General features: G+C 64.2%; 20 protein-coding genes. 9 read left to right on the top strand and 11 right to left on the bottom strand.

The genetic code is table 11. From position 1 onward, the window contains the following. Window positions 1-40: 40 nt before the first annotated feature. Together J2X11_RS05375 and J2X11_RS05370 are read left to right on the top strand one after the other, a co-directional pair. Window positions 41-1006: a GNAT family N-acetyltransferase gene (locus tag J2X11_RS05375; RefSeq protein ID WP_309967590.1), complete on the top strand. Its 966-nt coding sequence runs from the start codon at window positions 41-43 to the stop codon at window positions 1004-1006. 42 nt (window positions 1007-1048) lie between these two features. Further along, window positions 1049-1903, top strand: a complete 855-nt coding sequence (locus J2X11_RS05370) for a dioxygenase family protein (RefSeq protein WP_309967587.1) — start codon at window positions 1049-1051, stop codon at window positions 1901-1903. On the opposite strand, the gene J2X11_RS05365 is transcribed toward J2X11_RS05370, so the two are convergent. From J2X11_RS05365 to mshB, 3 genes are read right to left on the bottom strand one after another with little or no spacing between them, the layout of a single operon-like run. Next, window positions 1900-4056: a VanW family protein gene (locus tag J2X11_RS05365; RefSeq protein WP_309967583.1), complete on the bottom strand. Its 2157-nt coding sequence runs from the start codon at window positions 4054-4056 to the stop codon at window positions 1900-1902. The two genes, J2X11_RS05370 and J2X11_RS05365, sit on opposite strands and share 4 nt — an antisense overlap. Before the next feature lie 22 nt (window positions 4057-4078). After that, complete coding sequence (locus tag J2X11_RS05360) at window positions 4079-4414, bottom strand: hypothetical protein (RefSeq protein ID WP_309967580.1); 336 nt, start codon at window positions 4412-4414, stop codon at window positions 4079-4081. A 3-nt stretch (window positions 4415-4417) separates the two neighbouring features. Beyond that, on the bottom strand, window positions 4418-5323 hold the full coding sequence (mshB, locus tag J2X11_RS05355; protein WP_309967577.1) for an N-acetyl-1-D-myo-inositol-2-amino-2-deoxy-alpha-D-glucopyranoside deacetylase: 906 nt from the start codon (window positions 5321-5323) through the stop codon (window positions 4418-4420). Window positions 5324-5363: 40 nt separating this feature from the next. Between mshB and J2X11_RS05350 the strand changes: the two genes are divergently transcribed. Together J2X11_RS05350 and J2X11_RS05345 are read left to right on the top strand one after the other, a co-directional pair. Continuing rightward, window positions 5364-7445, top strand: a complete 2082-nt coding sequence (locus J2X11_RS05350) for a S9 family peptidase (RefSeq protein WP_309967575.1) — start codon at window positions 5364-5366, stop codon at window positions 7443-7445. 47 nt (window positions 7446-7492) lie between these two features. Next, on the top strand, window positions 7493-8410 hold the full coding sequence (locus tag J2X11_RS05345; protein WP_309967572.1) for a carbon-nitrogen hydrolase family protein: 918 nt from the start codon (window positions 7493-7495) through the stop codon (window positions 8408-8410). Here the strand turns inward: J2X11_RS05345 and J2X11_RS05340 are convergent. Continuing rightward, window positions 8407-8673, bottom strand: a complete 267-nt coding sequence (locus J2X11_RS05340; RefSeq protein WP_309967568.1) for a hypothetical protein — start codon at window positions 8671-8673, stop codon at window positions 8407-8409. The genes J2X11_RS05345 and J2X11_RS05340 overlap by 4 nt on opposite strands. 31 nt (window positions 8674-8704) lie before the next feature. Here J2X11_RS05340 and J2X11_RS05335 point away from each other — a divergent pair, with 31 nt between their 5' ends. Beyond that, on the top strand, window positions 8705-9931 hold the full coding sequence (locus J2X11_RS05335) for an FAD-binding protein (RefSeq protein ID WP_309967566.1): 1227 nt from the start codon (window positions 8705-8707) through the stop codon (window positions 9929-9931). On the opposite strand, the gene J2X11_RS05330 is transcribed toward J2X11_RS05335, so the two are convergent. The 3 genes from J2X11_RS05330 to J2X11_RS05320 are packed head-to-tail and all read right to left on the bottom strand — an operon-like array spanning window position 9906 to window position 11984. Further along, complete coding sequence (locus tag J2X11_RS05330; RefSeq protein WP_309967563.1) at window positions 9906-10775, bottom strand: bile acid:sodium symporter family protein; 870 nt, start codon at window positions 10773-10775, stop codon at window positions 9906-9908. The genes J2X11_RS05335 and J2X11_RS05330 overlap by 26 nt on opposite strands. 25 nt (window positions 10776-10800) lie before the next feature. Further along, window positions 10801-11226, bottom strand: coding sequence for a cupin domain-containing protein (locus J2X11_RS05325; RefSeq protein ID WP_309967560.1), 426 nt, complete (start codon window positions 11224-11226; stop codon window positions 10801-10803). Continuing rightward, a complete protein-coding gene (locus J2X11_RS05320) occupies window positions 11223-11984 on the bottom strand; it encodes a phosphotransferase (protein ID WP_309967558.1) in 762 nt (253 codons plus the stop codon). The genes J2X11_RS05325 and J2X11_RS05320 overlap by 4 nt, the downstream gene beginning before the upstream one ends. Before the next feature lie 9 nt (window positions 11985-11993). Between J2X11_RS05320 and J2X11_RS05315 the strand changes: the two genes are divergently transcribed. Continuing rightward, on the top strand, window positions 11994-13214 hold the full coding sequence (locus J2X11_RS05315) for a YibE/F family protein (protein ID WP_309967555.1): 1221 nt from the start codon (window positions 11994-11996) through the stop codon (window positions 13212-13214). Here the strand turns inward: J2X11_RS05315 and J2X11_RS05310 are convergent. Further along, complete coding sequence (locus J2X11_RS05310) at window positions 13204-13704, bottom strand: OsmC family protein (RefSeq protein ID WP_309967553.1); 501 nt, start codon at window positions 13702-13704, stop codon at window positions 13204-13206. The two genes, J2X11_RS05315 and J2X11_RS05310, sit on opposite strands and share 11 nt — an antisense overlap. 151 nt (window positions 13705-13855) lie before the next feature. Between J2X11_RS05310 and J2X11_RS05305 the strand changes: the two genes are divergently transcribed. Together J2X11_RS05305 and J2X11_RS05300 are read left to right on the top strand one after the other, a co-directional pair. Beyond that, a complete protein-coding gene (locus J2X11_RS05305) occupies window positions 13856-14188 on the top strand; it encodes a hypothetical protein (protein ID WP_309967549.1) in 333 nt (110 codons plus the stop codon). Window positions 14189-14260: 72 nt separating this feature from the next. Next, complete coding sequence (locus J2X11_RS05300) at window positions 14261-14755, top strand: nitroreductase family deazaflavin-dependent oxidoreductase (RefSeq protein ID WP_309967546.1); 495 nt, start codon at window positions 14261-14263, stop codon at window positions 14753-14755. On the opposite strand, the gene rnhA is transcribed toward J2X11_RS05300, so the two are convergent. After that, window positions 14752-15201 (bottom strand): ribonuclease HI, encoded by a 450-nt coding sequence (rnhA, locus tag J2X11_RS05295; protein WP_309967542.1) that lies wholly within the window; start codon window positions 15199-15201, stop codon window positions 14752-14754. The genes J2X11_RS05300 and rnhA overlap by 4 nt on opposite strands. Before the next feature lie 61 nt (window positions 15202-15262). Between rnhA and J2X11_RS05290 the strand changes: the two genes are divergently transcribed. Beyond that, window positions 15263-15598, top strand: a complete 336-nt coding sequence (locus tag J2X11_RS05290) for an HNH endonuclease (protein ID WP_309967539.1) — start codon at window positions 15263-15265, stop codon at window positions 15596-15598. On the opposite strand, the gene J2X11_RS05285 is transcribed toward J2X11_RS05290, so the two are convergent. Continuing rightward, on the bottom strand, window positions 15595-17058 hold the full coding sequence (locus J2X11_RS05285; protein WP_309967536.1) for an FAD-dependent oxidoreductase: 1464 nt from the start codon (window positions 17056-17058) through the stop codon (window positions 15595-15597). The genes J2X11_RS05290 and J2X11_RS05285 overlap by 4 nt on opposite strands. A gap of 57 nt (window positions 17059-17115) precedes the next feature. Then, window positions 17116-18168: an NAD(P)H-dependent amine dehydrogenase family protein gene (locus J2X11_RS05280; protein ID WP_309967533.1), complete on the bottom strand. Its 1053-nt coding sequence runs from the start codon at window positions 18166-18168 to the stop codon at window positions 17116-17118. Window positions 18169-18191: the final 23 nt, after the last annotated feature.

Here is an 18191-nt window from a genome sequence, read left to right as displayed (position 1 = left end):
CGCGCAGCAGGTCCATACATGGACATGAAACGCTGGGCCAGTGACCTCAGACGCTCCGACAGTCGGCCAACGCGTCGTCGTACGACATCTCGCCGGAGGCGTCGGACCATCCGGCGGCCCGGCGCTGAACGACGTCGTCGGGCGGGTTCTCGCGGTCGATGAGCAGTCCGTGACAGTCCAGCGCCGCGATGGTCGTACGGCGATCGTCGCGCTGACGGACATCGTCACCTGGAAGGCCGTTCCCGACCGACCGTTGCGGCGGCGATCAGCGGCTGCGATCGATGCCGAGGAGCTCACGCGCATCACGTCCCGCGGCTGGCCACCGATCGAATCGTTGTTGTTGGGCGAGTGGGAACTCCGCGCCTCAGGCAGGTTCACGGGACGAGCCAACTCAGTCGCGGTCCACGGTTCGCCCGGGATGCCGTTCGGCGATGCCACCGCTGAGGTCGAGGCCTTCTACGCCCAACGTGACCAACCTGCTCTGGCTCAGGTTGTCGTCGGATCAGTGCACGAGCATTCGTTTGCGGCTGCGGGTTGGGAGCCGATGGAGGGCTACTTCGGTGGCGCCGTCGTACAGGTCGCCGATCTCGATCCGGCGTACGCCGCCGATCCCGAGGCACGCACGTCCGACTCAGTCGACGACGAATGGCTGAGCCACTACGGACGTGTCAACGACCCGGTTGCGGCCCGCGAGGTCCTCGAAGGTCCGGCGCAGGTTGCGTTCATCTCGATCGGAGCTCCGACTGTCGCAATCGGTCGGGTCGTGGCCACCGGCGAGTGGGCCGGCATTGCCTGCGTCGAGGTCGAACCCGATGCGCGCCGTCAGGGCCTCGCCACCCGCATAGTCGACACTGCGTTGGCCTGGGCGATCGAGCACGGCGCCGACAAGGCCTACCTGCAGACGATGCGTACGAACGAGGCCGCGCTGGCGCTCTACAAGCCATACGGATTCGTCGATCACCACGACTACATCTATCTGCAGCCATCCACAGCAACCTCACAGTGACGGCACTGGCGCCTCCCAGACTGCGTTCGTACGGTGTTGACCATGAGCCACCACCACACCGACACACCTGAAGAGCACGATCTCGGCCTGGGTCACGACCTGCCGACACTGCTCAACCGACGCCGGGCCCTCGGCCTACTGAGCGGCGCCGGACTTGCAGCAGCGCTCGCCGCGTGTGGTGGGAGCGACTCACCCACGAGCACGTCTTCATCAAGCACAGCGACGTCGTCGTCAACCTCAGCGACGCCGACGAGCTCCTCGGGCACCGTCACGGCAGAGGTGCCCGAGGAGACGGGCGGCCCCTACCCCGCGGACGGAACGAACGGCGTCAACGTGCTGACCGAGAGCGGAATCGTTCGCAGCGACATCAGCACGAGCTTCGGGTCATCCAGCACTGCCGCCGAAGGCGTGCCGATGAACATCGAGATGACAATCTTCGACATGTCCGGGAGCAAGGTGACCCCGTACGCGGGCGCTGCCGTCTATGCGTGGCACTGCGACCGCGAGGGTCGCTACTCGATGTACGACTCCGAGATCGCCGACGAGAACTACCTGCGAGGAGTGCAGGCAGCGGACGACAGCGGCAAGGTCGTCTTCAAGAGCATCTTCCCCGCGGCCTATCAAGGTCGCTGGCCCCACATCCACTTCGAGGTCTACCCGAGCCTCGCCAAGGCAACATCGGCGAGCGGCAAGCTGCGTACGTCTCAGATCGCTCTGCCCGAGGACGTGTGCAAGAAGGTCTACGCGACCAGCGGCTACGAGCAGAGCGTGTCCAACCTCGCCGGCACGTCGCTCGACAGTGACATGGTCTTCAGCGACGGCTACTCATTGCAGCTCGCCACCGCGACCGGCTCGGTCGACAAGGGCTACACGATCGCGCTGAACGTCGCGGTCTAAGCCGGGGGTTTCTTGCCGCAGATGACGGTGTCGGCCGCCTGGTAGTGCGCGGTGTCCGTCTCCGACTTCACCTTCTTGCCGTCCTTGTAGAACGTCCGATAGATGTCGATGTCGAAGCCCTGGATCGGATCCTGCGGAACACAGCGGTCGGTGTCGTCGTATTGCTTGCCAGGCGCCCGGAAGTTGCGACGAGCCGACTGACCGGACTTCACGTCGTAGATCTTGGTGCTCCACAGCTGAACGTGCATCTCACCCTGTGAGCCCGGAGTGCTCTTGACGACCCAAGCGCGCACGAGGACGCCGTACTTCGTCGAGTTCTTCCAACGCAGATCGAGGCTGCCGTAGTAGACGGTCGCTTCGCGGCCTGCGGGATAGCGGTTGATGTAGAACGCATGCGGGTGGTGCTCGACGTCGTCCATGCCACCGAAGAATCCGGCGTTGTACATCGTCGTCGCGACCTGCGAGACGCCGCCACCGAGCTCTTCGCGGAACACGCCGCCATTGATCACGAAGCCGGACACAAAGCCGTTGGCAACGGTCCGCTCGCCGACGATCTTGTTGAAGCTGAACGTCTCGCCCGGCTTGATGATCGTGCCGTTGAGCAACGCGGCCGCGCGACTCTGGTTGGTGTTGCGATATTCGGCGTACGGAAAGTGCGTCGTGAAGCTGCTGATGCGTTCCTTGATCTTGAGGGCCTTGGCGTCCTTGGTCGTGAACAGCGGGTCGACAACCTTGGCCTTGATCGAGATCCTGCGTTCGTCGCCGGTCTTGTCGATCACCGGCAGAAGCTTCTTGGCCATCTCCTCGGGCTGCAGACCGACGCCTTCCTTGCCCGGAATGACGACAGGCTTGCCGTTCTCGATGCGAACCGTCGCATCGACGGCCTTCTTGCCAAGGCCAGTCACCGAATTGGTCAGTGGCTTGGCCAGCTTCTTGGGGTCGATGTACGGCTTGAGCACGTTGTCCTCGATGTGTATGACGAGGGCAGGCGTGTAGGCGCTGACGGGAAGAGAGACCTTCTTGTCACCGACAGCAAGAGTGACGGGACCAGCGACAGCTGGTTCGGCGATCGTCTTCATCGCGTCCGCAAGGCCGTCAGCGTCGACCGCAGGCTCGACCACGACGGTCGGCACTGCAACCGGCTTGTCCGTGACCAGGTATGCACCCTTCATTGCTTCAGCTGCGTCATCACGGGCAACGACAAGTCCCGCCTTCGGCTCGCGGGGTGTGGGCTTGCCCTTGGGGAACGTGATCTGCGCTTCAACGACCTCAAGGTTGACCGACTCGCCGATTGTGCCGATCACGCTTTGAAGCTTCGCGTCGTCGACGTCGAGTGCGGGAGCCGTCTCGTGATCACCGAAGAACAGTCCAACCATCTCCGACGGGTTCCAGCTGCGGTTGCCGCCGGCCTCTTCGATTGACCGATCAAGGTTGAAGACGAGTCCGGCATCGGCGGGCTTGATGCGGAACTCCTTCTTGCCGTGGTTGAGCACGATCTCGTTGGCGATGCGCGGCGTCAGTTCCTGATCGACTGCTGCCCGCGCGGCCGACGGTGACTTGCCGCTGACGTCGACGCCTCCGATCGTCGCGTTGGCGGGCATACGGGATCCAGTAAGGAAGTAGCCGGCTACGTACAGCGCAGCAACCAGACCGAGGATTCCGAGCAGTACCCGGCGACCGTTGTGCGAAGGGCCATCGTCGTCGTCCCCAACTTCGTGGATGGGTGCGGCGGCAGCAACGACGACATCGTCAGCATCGGGATCGAACGCGCCTTCCGGCACGACATCGTCGTCCTCTGGCTCAAGCCCTGCTTCGGACTCGAGCTCTTCTGGCTCGTCGTCTTCAGGGTCTGCGTCAGCCTCTTCGTCGGAGTCGAGTTCTTCTGGCTCGTCGTCTTCAGGGTCTGCGTCAGCTTCTTCATCGGAGTCGACAGGCTCATCCGGTTCTTCCGGCTCCTCGACCTCGGGCTCATCCTCGTGGTCAACCTCGACGTCGGCTTCGACTTCCGGTTCGGCGATGTCCTCGGCCTCGGAGTCCAAGGCAGCGTCGATGTCGGGATCAACCTCGGCAGCCTCGTCGACGACGTCCTCGACGTTCTCGTCTCTGGGCTCGGGCGACTCGGTGGCGTCGGGCTCGTCCGGGCGGTCTGTCATTCGTCCCCCTTCAGAACCGTCGTCATCGCTCAACCCTAGGAGTGCGGAGCGCGCCCCACACTATGAGGGCGAGCGATCCAGCCGCAAACGTCAGACCGATCCAATCGGTGGCCACGAGGTAACTACCGCCCGGAGAAAGCTGAAGTGCGGTGAGCATCGCGGCCCACCCCAGACCCAGCCAGGCGCCTCCGACCCGCATCAGCTCGCTCGCTGCGAGAACGACCGCAGCGGTGGCGACCAGCGCGAGGATCAGACCCCACGGAATCTTGGCTCCAGCGATCGTGGAGGAATGTCGGTGCACGATCGCAGCGATGGCACACAAGTAGGCCCCGACCAGTACGAGGGCAGCGCGTTTCATGAATCAGAGCCCGGCAAAGAGGTCTTCCTCTAGCCCGTCCGGGCCGACTGGTCCGAGCGTGCCCTTGGCGAGGCGATAGAACTCCTTGCCCCAGACCTGGTTGCCGAGGTTGTTCGACAGAGCGAAGAACGGTCCGTCCAAGGCGATCTGGGTCGGGTGCGCCTTCATCGCTTCCATCTTGGCTTCGACGAACTCGGTCGCGTCCACGACCGCGTCGAGCTCCTCGTCGGTCGCGCCAAACGGCAAATTGTCCGGGTCCCAGTCCGCGAAGGACGTCTCGTCACCCGCCGCGCGTACCTGCTTGATGCCTTCGCTCATCTGCGACCTCGACATCGCGACCCAGTAGGCCTTCGGTACATCCCAGGCCTCGCCGAGCTCCGGCTTGTACGAACGTACGGCCGAGAGCTCCATCGCATACGTCGCGACGCGGTGCGCCTGAATGTGATCGGGGTGGCCATATCCTCCGAACTGGTCGTATGTCACCAGTATTTGCGGCTTGAGCTCGCGAATGATCTCAACCAGCAGGTCAGATGCGACGAGCAGATCGGCATGCCAGAACGCTCCGTCAGGAGTCTCCTCAGCGGCAGTCGCCGAGCCGTCGTCGGCCCAGGACATGCCGGAATCGTGGAAGCGGCCGAATCCACCGAGAAAGCGGTGATCCGTCACGCCAACGGCCTTCATGGCATCGGCCAGCTCGCCCTGGCGGTGCTCGCCGAGCCCACCTTCTTTGTCGAACGCCAGGTGCTCCAGGTCAGGTACCAGGACCTCGCCCATCTCGCCGGCTGTGCAGGTGACCAAGGTGACCTGAACGCCCTCGGTGACGTACTTCGCCATCGTGGCTCCGTTGTTGATGACCTCGTCATCGGGATGCGCGTGCACGAACAGGATGCGGCGGTCGCTGAGAGGCATGCCCCAAGGCTACTGACCACCTCCGTGATTGGATCGGGGCATGACCACGTCGTACCCCCGCTTGGCTGCACGGACGCAGCGTTTCACCCTTGGCATCCCACGAAACCTGACGATCTCGCCCGATGGCGCGACGGTCCGATTCATCCGTACGCCCGATGGCGTCACCGCCCTGGGACAACTGTGGGAATACGACGTCGCAAGCGCTACTGAGTCCCTCCTGGTCGACCCTGTTGCCCTGCTCGGCGAAGACGGCGAGCAGCTGTCGCCCGAGGAGCGCTCACGTCGCGAACGCAGCCGCGAAGGTTCGGGCGGCCTCGTCGGCTACGACGTCGACAAGACGGGACGCTGGGCCTGCTTCACCCTTTCGGGACAGCTCTGGGCCGTGCACCTCGGCGCCAAGGCTGTTCACTCCCTGCCGAGCGTCGGCGCCGTCATCGATCCACGCCTCGACCCGACCGGTCGACTCATCGTGTACGCCTCAGGCGGCGCGCTGCGAGTCATTGGCGTCAACGGACAGGATGAGCGCGCTCTGGTCACACCCGAGTCGGACACCGAGGTCTGGGGTCAGGCGGAATTCATCGCCGCCGAGGAGATGGAACGATTCCGCGGCTTCTGGTGGGCACCCGATGGCCAGTCGTTGCTCGTCGAACGCTTCGACGACGCGAACGTCCAGACCTGGCACATCGCCGACCCCGAGCACCCCGAGCGCACACCTGTTGCTCGCCGCTACCCCGCCGCAGGAACTCCGAACTCCGACGTCACGCTGTGGCACGTCGACCTGGACGGCAACCGCACGCAGGTTGAGTGGGACCGCGCGGCGTACGAGTACCTCGGTCGCGTCAGCTGGAGCGCCGATGGCGATCCGGTCATCCAGGTACTCAGCCGCGACCAGAAGTCATCGCTGATCCTGTCGGTTGACGTCGCCACCGGCCGTACGAACGTGCTCCGCGAGCTGACTGACCCGGCCTGGGTCGAGCTCTCAGCAGGACCGCGATTCGCGCCCGGTGGTGCACTGGTCACCGTCGAAGACCTCGACGGCTGGCGCCGCATTCTCGTCGACGGCACTGCGATCACCCCCGACGGTTGGCAAGTTCGCGGCATCGTCGAGGTGTTCGAGGATTGCGTTGTGGCGTCCGCGTCACAGGAGCCAGTCGAGGTGAACGTCGTACGGTTCGGCCTCGACGGCACCGTCACCCCCATCACTGAAGGCGCGGCCGTTCACGGCGCACTGATCAGTGGGCCCACAACGGTCATCAGTCGTTCAGCGCTTGAGGCTGTTGGCACGACGGTCATGGTGCATCGCGAAGGTGCTGAACCCGCACCGATCACCGTCGTCAGCGAGACGCCCCCGCACCATCCCGAGGTTCGCCTGCTCCTGGCCGGCAAGCACGAGCTCCGTACGGCAGTGCTGTTCCCCCGCGACCACAAGGCCGGGTCGCACAAGCTGCCAGTGCTGATGGATCCATACGGCGGTCCGCACGCCCAGCGCGTGGTTGCTTCGGCGCGCGCCTTCCTCGAGGCGCAGTGGCTCGCTGACCAGGGCTTCGTCGTCATCGTCTCGGACGGTCGCGGCACACCCGGTCGCGGCCACGATTTCGAACGAGCCGTGCAGGATGACTTCGCCGGAGTCACTCTCGACGACCAGGTCGACGCTCTCGCGGCCGTCGCAGAGGCGTACCCGGAAGACGTCGACACCTCGCGCGTCGGCATCACGGGTTGGTCGTACGGCGGCTATCTCTCTGCCCTTGCAGTTCTCCGTCGGCCCGACGTGTTCCACGCCGCGGTTGCTGGAGCACCTGTGACCGAGTGGCGTCTCTACGACACGTGCTACACCGAGCGCTATCTAGGTGACCCGAATACGCAACCCGACGTCTACGACCGCAACTCGCTGATTCCGTTGGCACCCGCGCTCGAGCGTCCGCTGATGATCATTCACGGACTCGCGGACGACAACGTTGTCGCGGCACACACGCTGCAGTTGTCATCTGCATTGTTGGCCGCCGGTCGACCGCACACCGTGCTGCCGCTCTCGGGTGTCACGCACATGACTCCGCAGGAAGTCGTCGCCGAGAACCTCAAACTTCTGCAGGTCGACTTCTTGAAAAGCGCACTGGACGTCTGACAACCCCCGTAGGGTCAGCGCAATCGGGCGATCAAAAGGATGCCGGTATGCGCGCAGCAGCTGTCCAAACCGCGACGATTCTCGCCGATGTCGACGCCAACCTCGCCGAGTGCGAACGGCTGGCCGACGAGGCAGCACGCGAGGGCGCCGACTGGATCCTGTTGCCCGAGTTCTTCACGACCGGGATGGGCTTCGACGAGAAGTTAACCGACTGCGTGTTCCCGCCTGAAGGGACACCGACGCAGCTCCTTCTCGACCTGGCAAAGCGTCACGACGCGACGGTCGGAGGATCGTTCCTGTGCCTCGATGACGACGGCCACGTCCGCAACGCTTTCTTCCTCGCCACCCCGGACGGCATCGCCGGTCGGCACGACAAGGACATCCCCAGCATGTGGGAGAACTGCTTCTACGTCGGCGGCACCGATGACGGCATCATCTCCGTCGGAGACGTCACCGCCGGCATTGGGCTGTGCCTGGAGTTCAACCGCAGTCAGACCGTGAAGCGCCTCCGGGGCAAGGTCGATGTCGTGGTCGGTGGGTCGTGCAGATGGGGTGCTGCCAAGGGGACGCCGGAGTACATGACCAAGAAGATGGATGCCTGGGTCGATTGGATCCCCACCTTTGCCCGGCTGATGGGTACGCCGGTGGTCGACGCAGCCCATTCGGGACGCTTCCGCTGCCCTACGCCAGCGCTCCCCGGCACCTACTCGTCCAGCTACCGCGGCGGAGCAAGCATCTGCGACGCGCAGGGCAACATCCTCGGATGGCGGGCTCCGGAAGATGGATCGGGAGTCGTGGTCGCCGACATCACGCCCGGCCGCGTCGAGCCCACCGAGACCCTGACCGATGACTTTTGGATCCAGGGCCTGGACCCCATGACCAAGTATTTGGGATGGAAACTTCAGGGCTGGCACGGACGCCGCTGGTACGACAAGAACGGCGCTGGCTCGAAAATCAGTGCCTAGTCCTTGAGACGTTTGGGCTCTTCCGGGAGCTCTGTCGGCTCGGCAGGTAGTTGTTCGTCGCCGGGCATCCAGCCGCCGTAGACGTCGACCATCTCGATGACCCGGTCGTCGAAGGGCTCCACGTCCAGCACCCACGCACGATCCTCCCAGTCCTCCTCGCCGGCGAATGCCTCGCGATTCAGCGCGGTCGTGTAGCCCTCGGCCTCGAGCGCCATGATCAGTTCGGTGGCGTCGTCGTCGGAGTCGAAGAAGATCTGCGGCATGAATGGATCGTATGACGTGGACACTGGTGACATGACTCGGAACTGGGCAGGCAACATCGCGTACGACGCCCTCATGTTGCTGAAGCCGAGCTCAGTCGAAGAACTGCAGGAGATCGTCTCGATGACTCCTCGCATCCGACCGCTGGGCAGCCGTCACTCGTTCAACCGGATCGCTGACACCGACGCGGTCCAGGTCACGGTGGAGAAGCTGCCCGAGGTGTTCGAGATCGACGGCTCGACCGTCACCGTCGGCGCCGGGGTGCGGTACGGCGAGATGGTGGGGCGACTCCACGACGCCGGTTGGGCACTGCACAACCTCGCTTCGCTCCCCCACATCTCGATCGCTGGCGCCGTCGCCACTGGCACGCACGGGTCAGGCGACGGCAACGGCAGTCTTGCCACCGCGGTCGCTGGACTGCAGATGGTCACCGCCGGTGGAGAGTTGCTCGAGATCAGGCGCGGCGATCCTGACTTCGACGGGATGGTCGTCTCACTCGGACTCCTCGGCGTGGTCACCCACGTGACGCTCGACATCGAGCCGACGTACGAAGTGAGCCAGCACGTCTTCGAGAACCTGTCGTGGTCTGCGATCCACGAGCACTTCGACGAGATCACTTCGAGCGCCTACAGCGTCAGCTTGTTCACCGACTGGGGCGACGGCGCGAGCACGGTCTGGCTCAAGTCACGCAATGAGGCTCTCCCCGAGCTCTACGACGCAGTGCCCGCAACGGCCAATGTGCATCCTCTGCCTGGGCTCTCGGGCGAGTTCACGACGCTGCAGCTCGGACAGCCCGGACCGTGGTGGGACCGGCTACCGCACTTCCGGCTCGAGTTCACCCCGAGCAACGGTGAGGAGCTGCAGACCGAGTACCTGGTGCCGCGCACGCACGCGCTCGAGGCGATCGATGCTGTACGCGCGCTGGCTGCGCAGGTGCAGCCGCTCCTGCTGGTCTCCGAGATCCGTACGATCGCCGCCGACAACCTGTGGCTGAGCCCCAGTCATGACGTCGACTGCGTCGCATTGCACTTCACCTGGCGCCAGGACATACCCGGCGTGACAGCGTTCCTCCCGACGCTTGACGACGCACTCGCGCCGTTCGCTGCGAGACCGCACTGGGGCAAGCTCTTCGAGACCACCCCAGATCGGCTCATGGCTGCGTATCCGAAGCTCGATCAGTTCCGTGAGCTCGCCGAACAGTTCGACCCCACCGGCATGTTCGCGAATGACCTGACTAAGAAGTGGCTCGGGCAGAGCTGACCTTGCGCGACACGAAGGATCCCCAGATCGCGGCGAACGCGAACATGAACAGCGAATAGACCGCCGCCGGGATCGAGATCTCCGTGCTGTCGAGCACCTCGACCGCGATGAATATCGCGAGCGTTGCATTGTGTACGCCAATCTCCATGGACGACGCAATCGCCTGGCTCTCCACGATGCCGAGTGCCTTCGGGACGTAGTAGCCGACCACCAGACTGATGGCGCAGAACAGGCCCGTGGCGAGGCCGGCATCGACAAAGTAGTCGCTCAGGTTGTCCTTCTGGTCGAGCATGATGCCGAGGACCAGCACAGCCAGAATGACGGCGGAGCCGATGCGTACGGGCTTCTCCATGCGCTCGGCGAACTCCGGCTTGCGCGAGCGTACGAGCATGCCGAGCACCGTCGGGCCGAGCACGATGGCAAATACCTCGACGACCTTGCTGAACGGAAGATTGACGTCGTCTTCGCGATCGAAGTACGTGATGGCGAGGTTGGTGATGATCGGCAGGGTGAAGATCGCGATGATCGAGTTGACCGCTGTCAGCGTCACGTTGAGCGCCACATCGCCACGGAAGAGATGGCTGAAGAGGTTGGCCGTGGTGCCGCCGGGGGAAGCCGCGAGAAGCATCATGCCGATGCCGAGCAGCGCTGGCAGGTCGAGGAGCAGCACCAGTCCGAAGCAGATCGCGGGCAGCAGGATCAGTTGGCACGCCAGCGCAACGATGACCGCGCGAGGGTGCTGCCGCACTCGCCGGAAGTCGTCAACGGTCAGCGACAGGCCGAGGCCAAACATGATGATGCCGAGGGCAATCGGCAGGCCAACTGTGGTGAGCGCGGAGTCCATCTGGTCACATTAGGGGCGACCTGGGTCACTCAGGGGCGAGCTCGAAGTCCTCGAAGTCGAAGCCAGGTGACACCAAGCAGCTGACCAGGGCGTCGTGTTCAGCCGGCCGGGTTCGCTGCCACACATCGGCCGAAACAAGGAGCTGGGGCACTTCACCCGCCTCGAGGTCGAGACCCACCACGTACGCCTCACCTCGCCCGGGCAGATCGTCGGAGCCACCCAGCTCGACCACCACCGCGCCTTGATGGGCGAGCCAGAACTCGTCCGATGAGACCCGGTGCCACGCCGAGGACTCACCTGCTGGCAGCAAGAAGTAGATCAGCGTCGCTGTCGGGCGTACGCGACCGTCCGGCAAGGTGACCTCGACCGGCGAGACCCAGGTCTGGCGATACCAACCACCCTCGGGATGGGGCTGAAGGTCGAGTTCTTCAGCGAGCGTCGGGCGGGTCACAGGGCTGCCTCGATCTCGGGAACGCGCTCACGGAATGCCGCGAGCCGATCGCGCGTACGTTGTGGCTCGCCGACCTTCGCAAGGTTGAGGAAGCCTTCGTCGCCGCGGGCCTGGCCTGCCTCGATGCGGTCGGTTGCGGTCGACATACGCCGCACCACTGCGTCCAGCACCGTCATCGGGCCCCACTCGCCGTACGCCTCGACCAGCAAGTCGAGCCGGCGGGCGACGTCGTCGATCGGGATCTCGCGATAGAGCGGAATCGCTGTCCACGCCAGAAATGCGAGATCATCGATTGGCTGACCAGGGCCCGCCATGTCCCAGTCGATCATCGCGACGAAGTGGCCGCTCTGGATGATCCAGTTGTAAGCACCCGGGTCGTGGTGGCAGATGATTTCGTCCGCGCCCAGCTCGACCTCCCCCGCAGCCCGCCAGACGCGGGTGCCGGCGGGGCGGAAGCCGTCGACGAGATCGTGGAAGTCGCGTAGCCAGGTGACTGCCTCGACGAGGACGTTGTCGAGGACTATCTCCTGGTCGACCGGCACACCGCGACCTTCGACGTACTCGAGGATTTCGCGGCCTTCCTCGTCGAGCCCATGGAGCTCGGGGATGCCACGCAGGCCGCTCTCGCGCAGGTAGGTCAGCAACTCGTGCACAGCCGGTGTCCACGGCCCAGTCGGCCGACGAACCGTGCCCCCGACGCGCGTCGCTCCGCCCACGGCACCGGGAAGGTGCTCAGGTTCTTCGGAGTCGCGTGGCACGCTTTCATCGTGGCACATTCACACTCGCACTCCTCAGCCCCCGATTACGGACCACCTCGACGAGGACTCGCAGCAGTGCTGACGGTTGTTGTCCTGGCCATCGCAGCCGGCGCCATCGCGGCGATGGTTGTCCTGTGGCCCGATCCCGACGACGTGCCGAAGGACGCCAATCCGTACAGCGGCGAGGGCGTGAGCACGGTGACCGCGACGGTCACAAAGGTGACGCCTTTCGACTGCAACAGCGGCGGCGAAGGCCCAGACAACACGCGGGAAGTCGTGGGGTCGTGCGCCCACGTCGGCGTGAAGGTCAAGGGCGAGGCTGCCACGTTCGACCTAGATGCGACGCGCTATCGCGCAGGCATCGAGGACGGCGACAAGGTCAAGCTCATTCGCTACGCGCCCGAAGGCCAGCCGACCTCGTACGAATTCATCGACTTCCAACGCGGCTTCCCCCTGACCGCGCTCGCCGTGATCTTCGCTTTGCTTGTCATCGCAGTTGCCCGATGGCGCGGTCTGTTCGCGCTCGTTGGAATCGGTGTCACGTTGCTGGCTCTGACGAAGTTCATGCTCCCAGCGTTCCTCGCGGGAGAGTCACCACTCGTCGTGGTGGTGGTCGGGTCGACGGCGATCATGATCGCCGTCCTCTATCTGGCACACGGAGTTTCGATCCGTACGACATCTGCCTTGTTCGGCACACTGTTCGGCATTGTCATGACCGCCGGTATGGGCGTGATGGCGACCGGATGGACCAACCTCACAGGTGTCGGCTCTGAGGACGACCAGACACTGATCGCCACGGTCCCCGACCTACACCTCTCCGGCATTGTGGCCGCAGCCATGGTCATTGCCGGACTCGGCGTACTCAACGACGTGACCGTGACACAAGCGAGTGCCGTGTGGGAGCTGCGAGCACTACAGCCCATGGCTCGCGGGGCTTCAATCTTCGCGTCAGCGATGCGCATCGGCCGCGACCACATTGCGTCGAGCGTCTACACGCTGGTGTTCGCATACGCCGGATCGGCGATGACCGTCCTGTTGCTGATCACGGCCTACCAGCGCGGGCTCGCCGAAATGGCAACGACAGAGCAGCTCGCCCAAGAGATCGTACGAACGTTGGTCGGCGCGATCGGGCTCGTACTCGCGGTGCCCGTGACGACCGTGATCGCCGTATGGCTGGCGCCAAAGCCCGAGCCTGAGACCGAGCCGAGCGCGGTGCCGGTCAGCTCGTGACGGTCGTTGCGGTGATGCGCGGCGGAGTCGTGATGGTCTGCAGGACAACGCAGTAGCGCTCTGTCAGGCGCTGGAGAGTCGCGAGCTCATCAGGGGTGGCGTCCGTCTCGAGGTCGAAGGTCATGCGAATGTCGGTGAACCCGACGTTGACCTCCTTGTCGACCGCGAGCGTGCCTCGGAAGTCCAGATCGCCTTCAGCCGTGACCGATCCCCCGCGCACATTGATGTCGAGCGAGGTCGCCACAGCGCGCAGGGTCACGCCGGCACAAGCGACCAGCGCCTCGAGCAACATGTCGCCCGAGCAGAGCTGCGTACCGTCGCCGCCGCTCGCCGGGTGCAGACCGGCTTCGGCCATGGCGCGGCCAGTGCTGAGTGAGCAGGACACCCCTTCACCAAGCTGTCCGCTCGCGGAGAGCGTGACCTTGGCGGCTTCCGGCTCCTCCCGATAGCGGGCCTTGAGCGGTGCCTGGATCTCGCTGAGAGTCGTCATGGCTCAGGGTAGGCCCGGGCGTCCCGCCGTGTTCGCCGATCTGGCATCCAATGTTCACGCGCGGCGTGACCCGCGCAACTGCGCAGGTCAGGATACGAAACGTAGTATTTGTGGTGTCCCGCAACATATCGATCCCGCCCTGGGAGTCACGATGTCCAGCTCGCCGAAGACCGTCCGGTCATCGATCTACCGCGTCACGAACGAGGCACGTCAGCAGCGGATCCTGCGCGCCATCGAGCGCGTGAGCGATCCAGCCATCACAGCTGAGGGTCAGACCGCCGACGGTGAGTTCTTCATCGTCGCCAAGAGCTCGACTGCCGTCGCAGATGTGCATGTGCGCAGGATCGTGATCTCGCTCGACTTGAGTGCCACTCGGGTCTCGACTTCCGAGCAGCTGTACGACGAGAGTCCACCCTCCAAGGCATACGTGAGCGGGCTCGGCTTCACCCGAGTTGCCCTGAGCAGCCTTCGCCGGGTCCTCTAGATCCCGACCTGCGTCGGGTGGGCAGTATGTTGTTCACCGGCTCGATCTCCGGGCGCGACGGAAGGAACGTACATGGGGCGCTTCTCATTGCCCGACGAAAAGCCGCCCGGGCTCGACAAGCCGGGGACCGTGTCGTTCATCAAGGCGATGTCGAAGATCAACACGGCCGTGTTCAAGGCGTCCAACGGTCGTCTCGGCGCCAAATGGCGCGTTGGCGAGGGTTTCAAGAAGCCGCCGCCGATCCTGTTGCTCGAGCACATCGGTCGCAAGTCCGGCAAGACGTTCACGGCGCCACTCGTCTACCGCGTCGACGGGGACAACCTGATCGTGGTTGCTTCGCAGGGTGGGCTGCCCAAGAACCCGCAGTGGTACGGCAACCTGATCGCCAATCCCGACACTGTTGTGCACATTCGCAAGGACAAGAACCGCAAGGTTCGTGCACGAGTCGCGGAAGGTGCTGAGCGAGCAGAGCTCTGGGACAAGATGGTCGACCTCTACTCGGACTTCCAGAAGTACGAGAAGTGGACCGACCGCGAGATCCCGATCGTCGTCCTCGAACCCCGCTAGCGGGACATCGCTTCGAGCATCCCTTTTGTGGCGAGCTCGTCGGCGAGCTCGTTGTCGGGCACTCCGACGTGACCCTTGACCCAGAACCACTCGACGTCATGTTGCGCGCACGCTGCCTGGAGACGCTGCCACAGGTCGACGTTCTTGACCGGCTGCTTGGCTGAGGTCTTCCAGCCGTTCTTCTCCCACGCCAGCACCCACTTGGTGATGCCGTTGCGCACGTAGGTGCTGTCGGTGTGCAGATGAACCCTCACGCGACGGGTCAGCGCCTCGAGCGCCATGATCGTCGCCATCAACTCCATACGGTTGTTGGTCGTCTCACCGGACTCACCACCGAAGAGCTCGCGGGCGTGATCGCCCTGCCTCATCACGGCACCCCAACCGCCTGGCCCAGGGTTCGGGGTGCACCCACCATCCGTGTGGATCACCACGACGTCTTCACTCACCCATGCATCATGCCTTGCCGCGTTGCCGAGGATCAGGCTCGCCGCGCCGTACGATCGGCTTGTGCCCACACGCAGCCGCGCGGCAACGTACGCACGCCGCCGCAAGCGACGGATGGCGAAGGTCGATCACGACCTGACCGACGACCAGTGGACAAGCCTCCAGCTGGCCTGGGGTGGATGCGCCTACTGCGGCGCCGACGCAGTGCCACTCCAGAAGGACTGCATGCTCCCCATCTCACGCGGGGGTCGCTACACGCTGACGAACGTGGTGCCGGCGTGCGGATCGTGCAACGCCAGCAAGTGCAACATCGAGGTCACGACGTGGATGCGTCGCAAGAAGCTCGACGAGCGTGGCTTCCTCGTCCGCCAGGCCGAGATCATGGCCACCTTCGGCTAGGCGTTGATCATCCCGCCGCGTACGCCGAATCGCTCACAGACGGTGTCGAGCGTCTTCCGGTGATGCTTCCGGTCGCGGCTGTGCGTACGCAGGAAGTCCATCGTGAAGATCATCCGGCGCGGGAACGGGTACCAGCGGTCGTAATCCAGACCGCAGTCGAGCAACACCTTGTTCGGCAGCGCCTTCGAGATGACGCTGAGGTTGTGCATCGAGCAGCTGAACGAGGCGTAGATCGCCAGAGGTCGAGCCTTGGAGAACAGCTCCTCAACGTCGAGCACATAGATGTCTGCGGTTCGGAGCTTGTCAGTGAACATCAGATGCGTCATGAAGTAGCCCGAGAAGGAGGTGAACACACCAGTGGCGCTCGACCTCAGTTGGATGGCGAGCACGCGACCCGAGGGCGAGATGAGCTCTTCGTACGGGCGGAGCTCCTCGCGCAGCAGCGATCCGGTGCAGTTGACCAGCCACGTTTCAGGCTTGACCTCGCGAACGCCTCCGCTGCGCAGTACGAGCTCGGTGCGGCCGCCACGGTCGACGGCGTCGGCAAAGTATTCGTTCTCGACCGTCGCTAGACCGTTCTTGATCACGTCGGCCTCACCTTCGGACAGGTACGCGCCGAAGTAGTCGCGTGATTCCTCGGCGATCCCGAGCCCGTACGCGCCCAGGAACCAGTCTCTGACCTCGTCCTCGTTGGTTCCGTCGAACATCCGGGAGGTCTGACGCACCATCGAATTGATCGACTTCCCCGACCACCAACGACGCGCGCCGTTCGGAAAGAAGGGCTCTCGACGCGTGAAGATGGTGCCCGGCCCAGCGAGCATGTTGACCTCGCGCCCGGGGAACTCTGTGATCAGGCGGTATGCCGCGTCCGCGGCAGTCTTGCCGCCACCGATCACCCAAATCGGGGTGTCGTCGGCGCGAAGTGCCGCGTCATGTTCGCGGAGCAGCTCTGGCGTGATCGACCGGACATTGGCACTGGCGACGGCCAACGGCTCGTTCGGCGTGACGTGGTGGCCGATGGCCTTGATCAATCGCTCGGCGCTCACGGTCTTCGACTGCCCGCCCGGCGTCGTGAGCGTGATTTCGACGAGATCGCCGGACTCCCGGTGGGACACATACGCGGTTCCGAACTCCGTCTCGATGTTCATCCGCTCGGCGGCAATCCCGAAGCAACGCTGGAAGTGGTCCAGCACCTCCCCTTTGGACGCCAAATGGTTCGGAGCTTCGTCGAGCTTCCACGAGATGTTGCCGGCGGTGAAGTTGCCATGGGGTTGGTGCAGTCGCACGTAGTCGTACGTGTCGACCCACATCCCACCAACTCGTGGGCGGGTGTCGACGAGAAGCACCTTGGCGGTCTTCGGCAGGTACGTGCTCGCCACGACCAACGCATTCATACCGGCGATACCGGCACCGATGATGCACAGGTCGTACGTCTCGACAGCTGCGTCGTTCGTGGACATGGGGCTCCTAGCAAGAGCGGGCAACCCGAGTGTCCGTAGTTGAAGGTAGCAGCGCTCCTAGTAGCTGCGACCTGTAATCACAGGCAAATCCTTGAGGGTTACTACGCCTGGTTCTGCAGCCACGACGTACGGAATCGCGTTGGTCGCTGGCATCGCGGTGTAGATCATGCCGGGGCCCATGTAGCCCGCTTCGTCCCAGTCAGCGGGCGGCAGGCAGTTGATCACGGTACGGAAGTTCGGGCGGCCGAAGACCTGGATGACATGGCCGTGAGCGATCTTCTTGGGCGGCGTGACGATGCCCATAATCCAGTTGAACCCGACCGACACGACGTTCTTGTCACCAACCCACGCGCGGTGGAAGCCGTATACGCCAGCGATGGTGCCCTTGGGGATCTTCATGAACCCGAGGTCGGCGTCCTCATCGGCCGGCGTGAACACAACGTCGAACGAGAGGCGATCGACGGTGAGTCCCATGGCCTCGGTCATCATCGCGGCGGACTCGGCGAAGACCTCACTCTCCTCACGCACGAAATCCTCGAGTCCGGGGGTCATCAGCTCTCGGCCGAAGCCCATGTGACTCATGGTGTCGCCTGACTCGTACGTCGAGCAGTCCACCGACTCGGTGATCCGGATTTCATCGACTCGCTCGCAGGCTCCGGACAAGACCATGCCGACCATGTTGGTGATGCCCGGGTGAGCACCCGAGCCGAAGATCGTCGACTTGCCGACTTCGCACGCCTTGGCGATACGCGCCTGGTCGGCATCCGAAAGCTTGCCTCCGGTGATCCACGCTGCGGTGGCCACGATGTTGATTCCCGCCGTGAGCAAGCGCTCGAGCTCGTCGACGTTCTGCCACAACGGGTTGTAGCAACACGCATCGGGAGCGAGGGCGATCAGCTCGTCGATGTCGTTGGTGGCCTTGATGCCGGTCGGCTCGGGCCAGTTGCACAGCTCAGCTGCATCGCGGCCGACCTTGTCGTCACCGTGCGCGTACACACCGACCAGCTCGTAGTCCGGTCGAGCGAGGATCGCGTGGAGTGAACGGCTGCCGATATTGCCTGTCGTCCACTGGATGACACGCAGCGGACGGTCGAAAGAAGGGGTCGTCATGCGGACTAGTAGATCAGTCCGGT

The sequence above is a fragment of the Aeromicrobium panaciterrae genome, from assembly GCF_031457275.1.
In the GTDB taxonomy this organism is placed as follows: domain Bacteria; phylum Actinomycetota; class Actinomycetes; order Propionibacteriales; family Nocardioidaceae; genus Aeromicrobium; species Aeromicrobium panaciterrae_A.
Note: the sequence above shows the minus strand (reverse complement) of the source record. Positions and strands in the feature narration are given on the sequence as shown.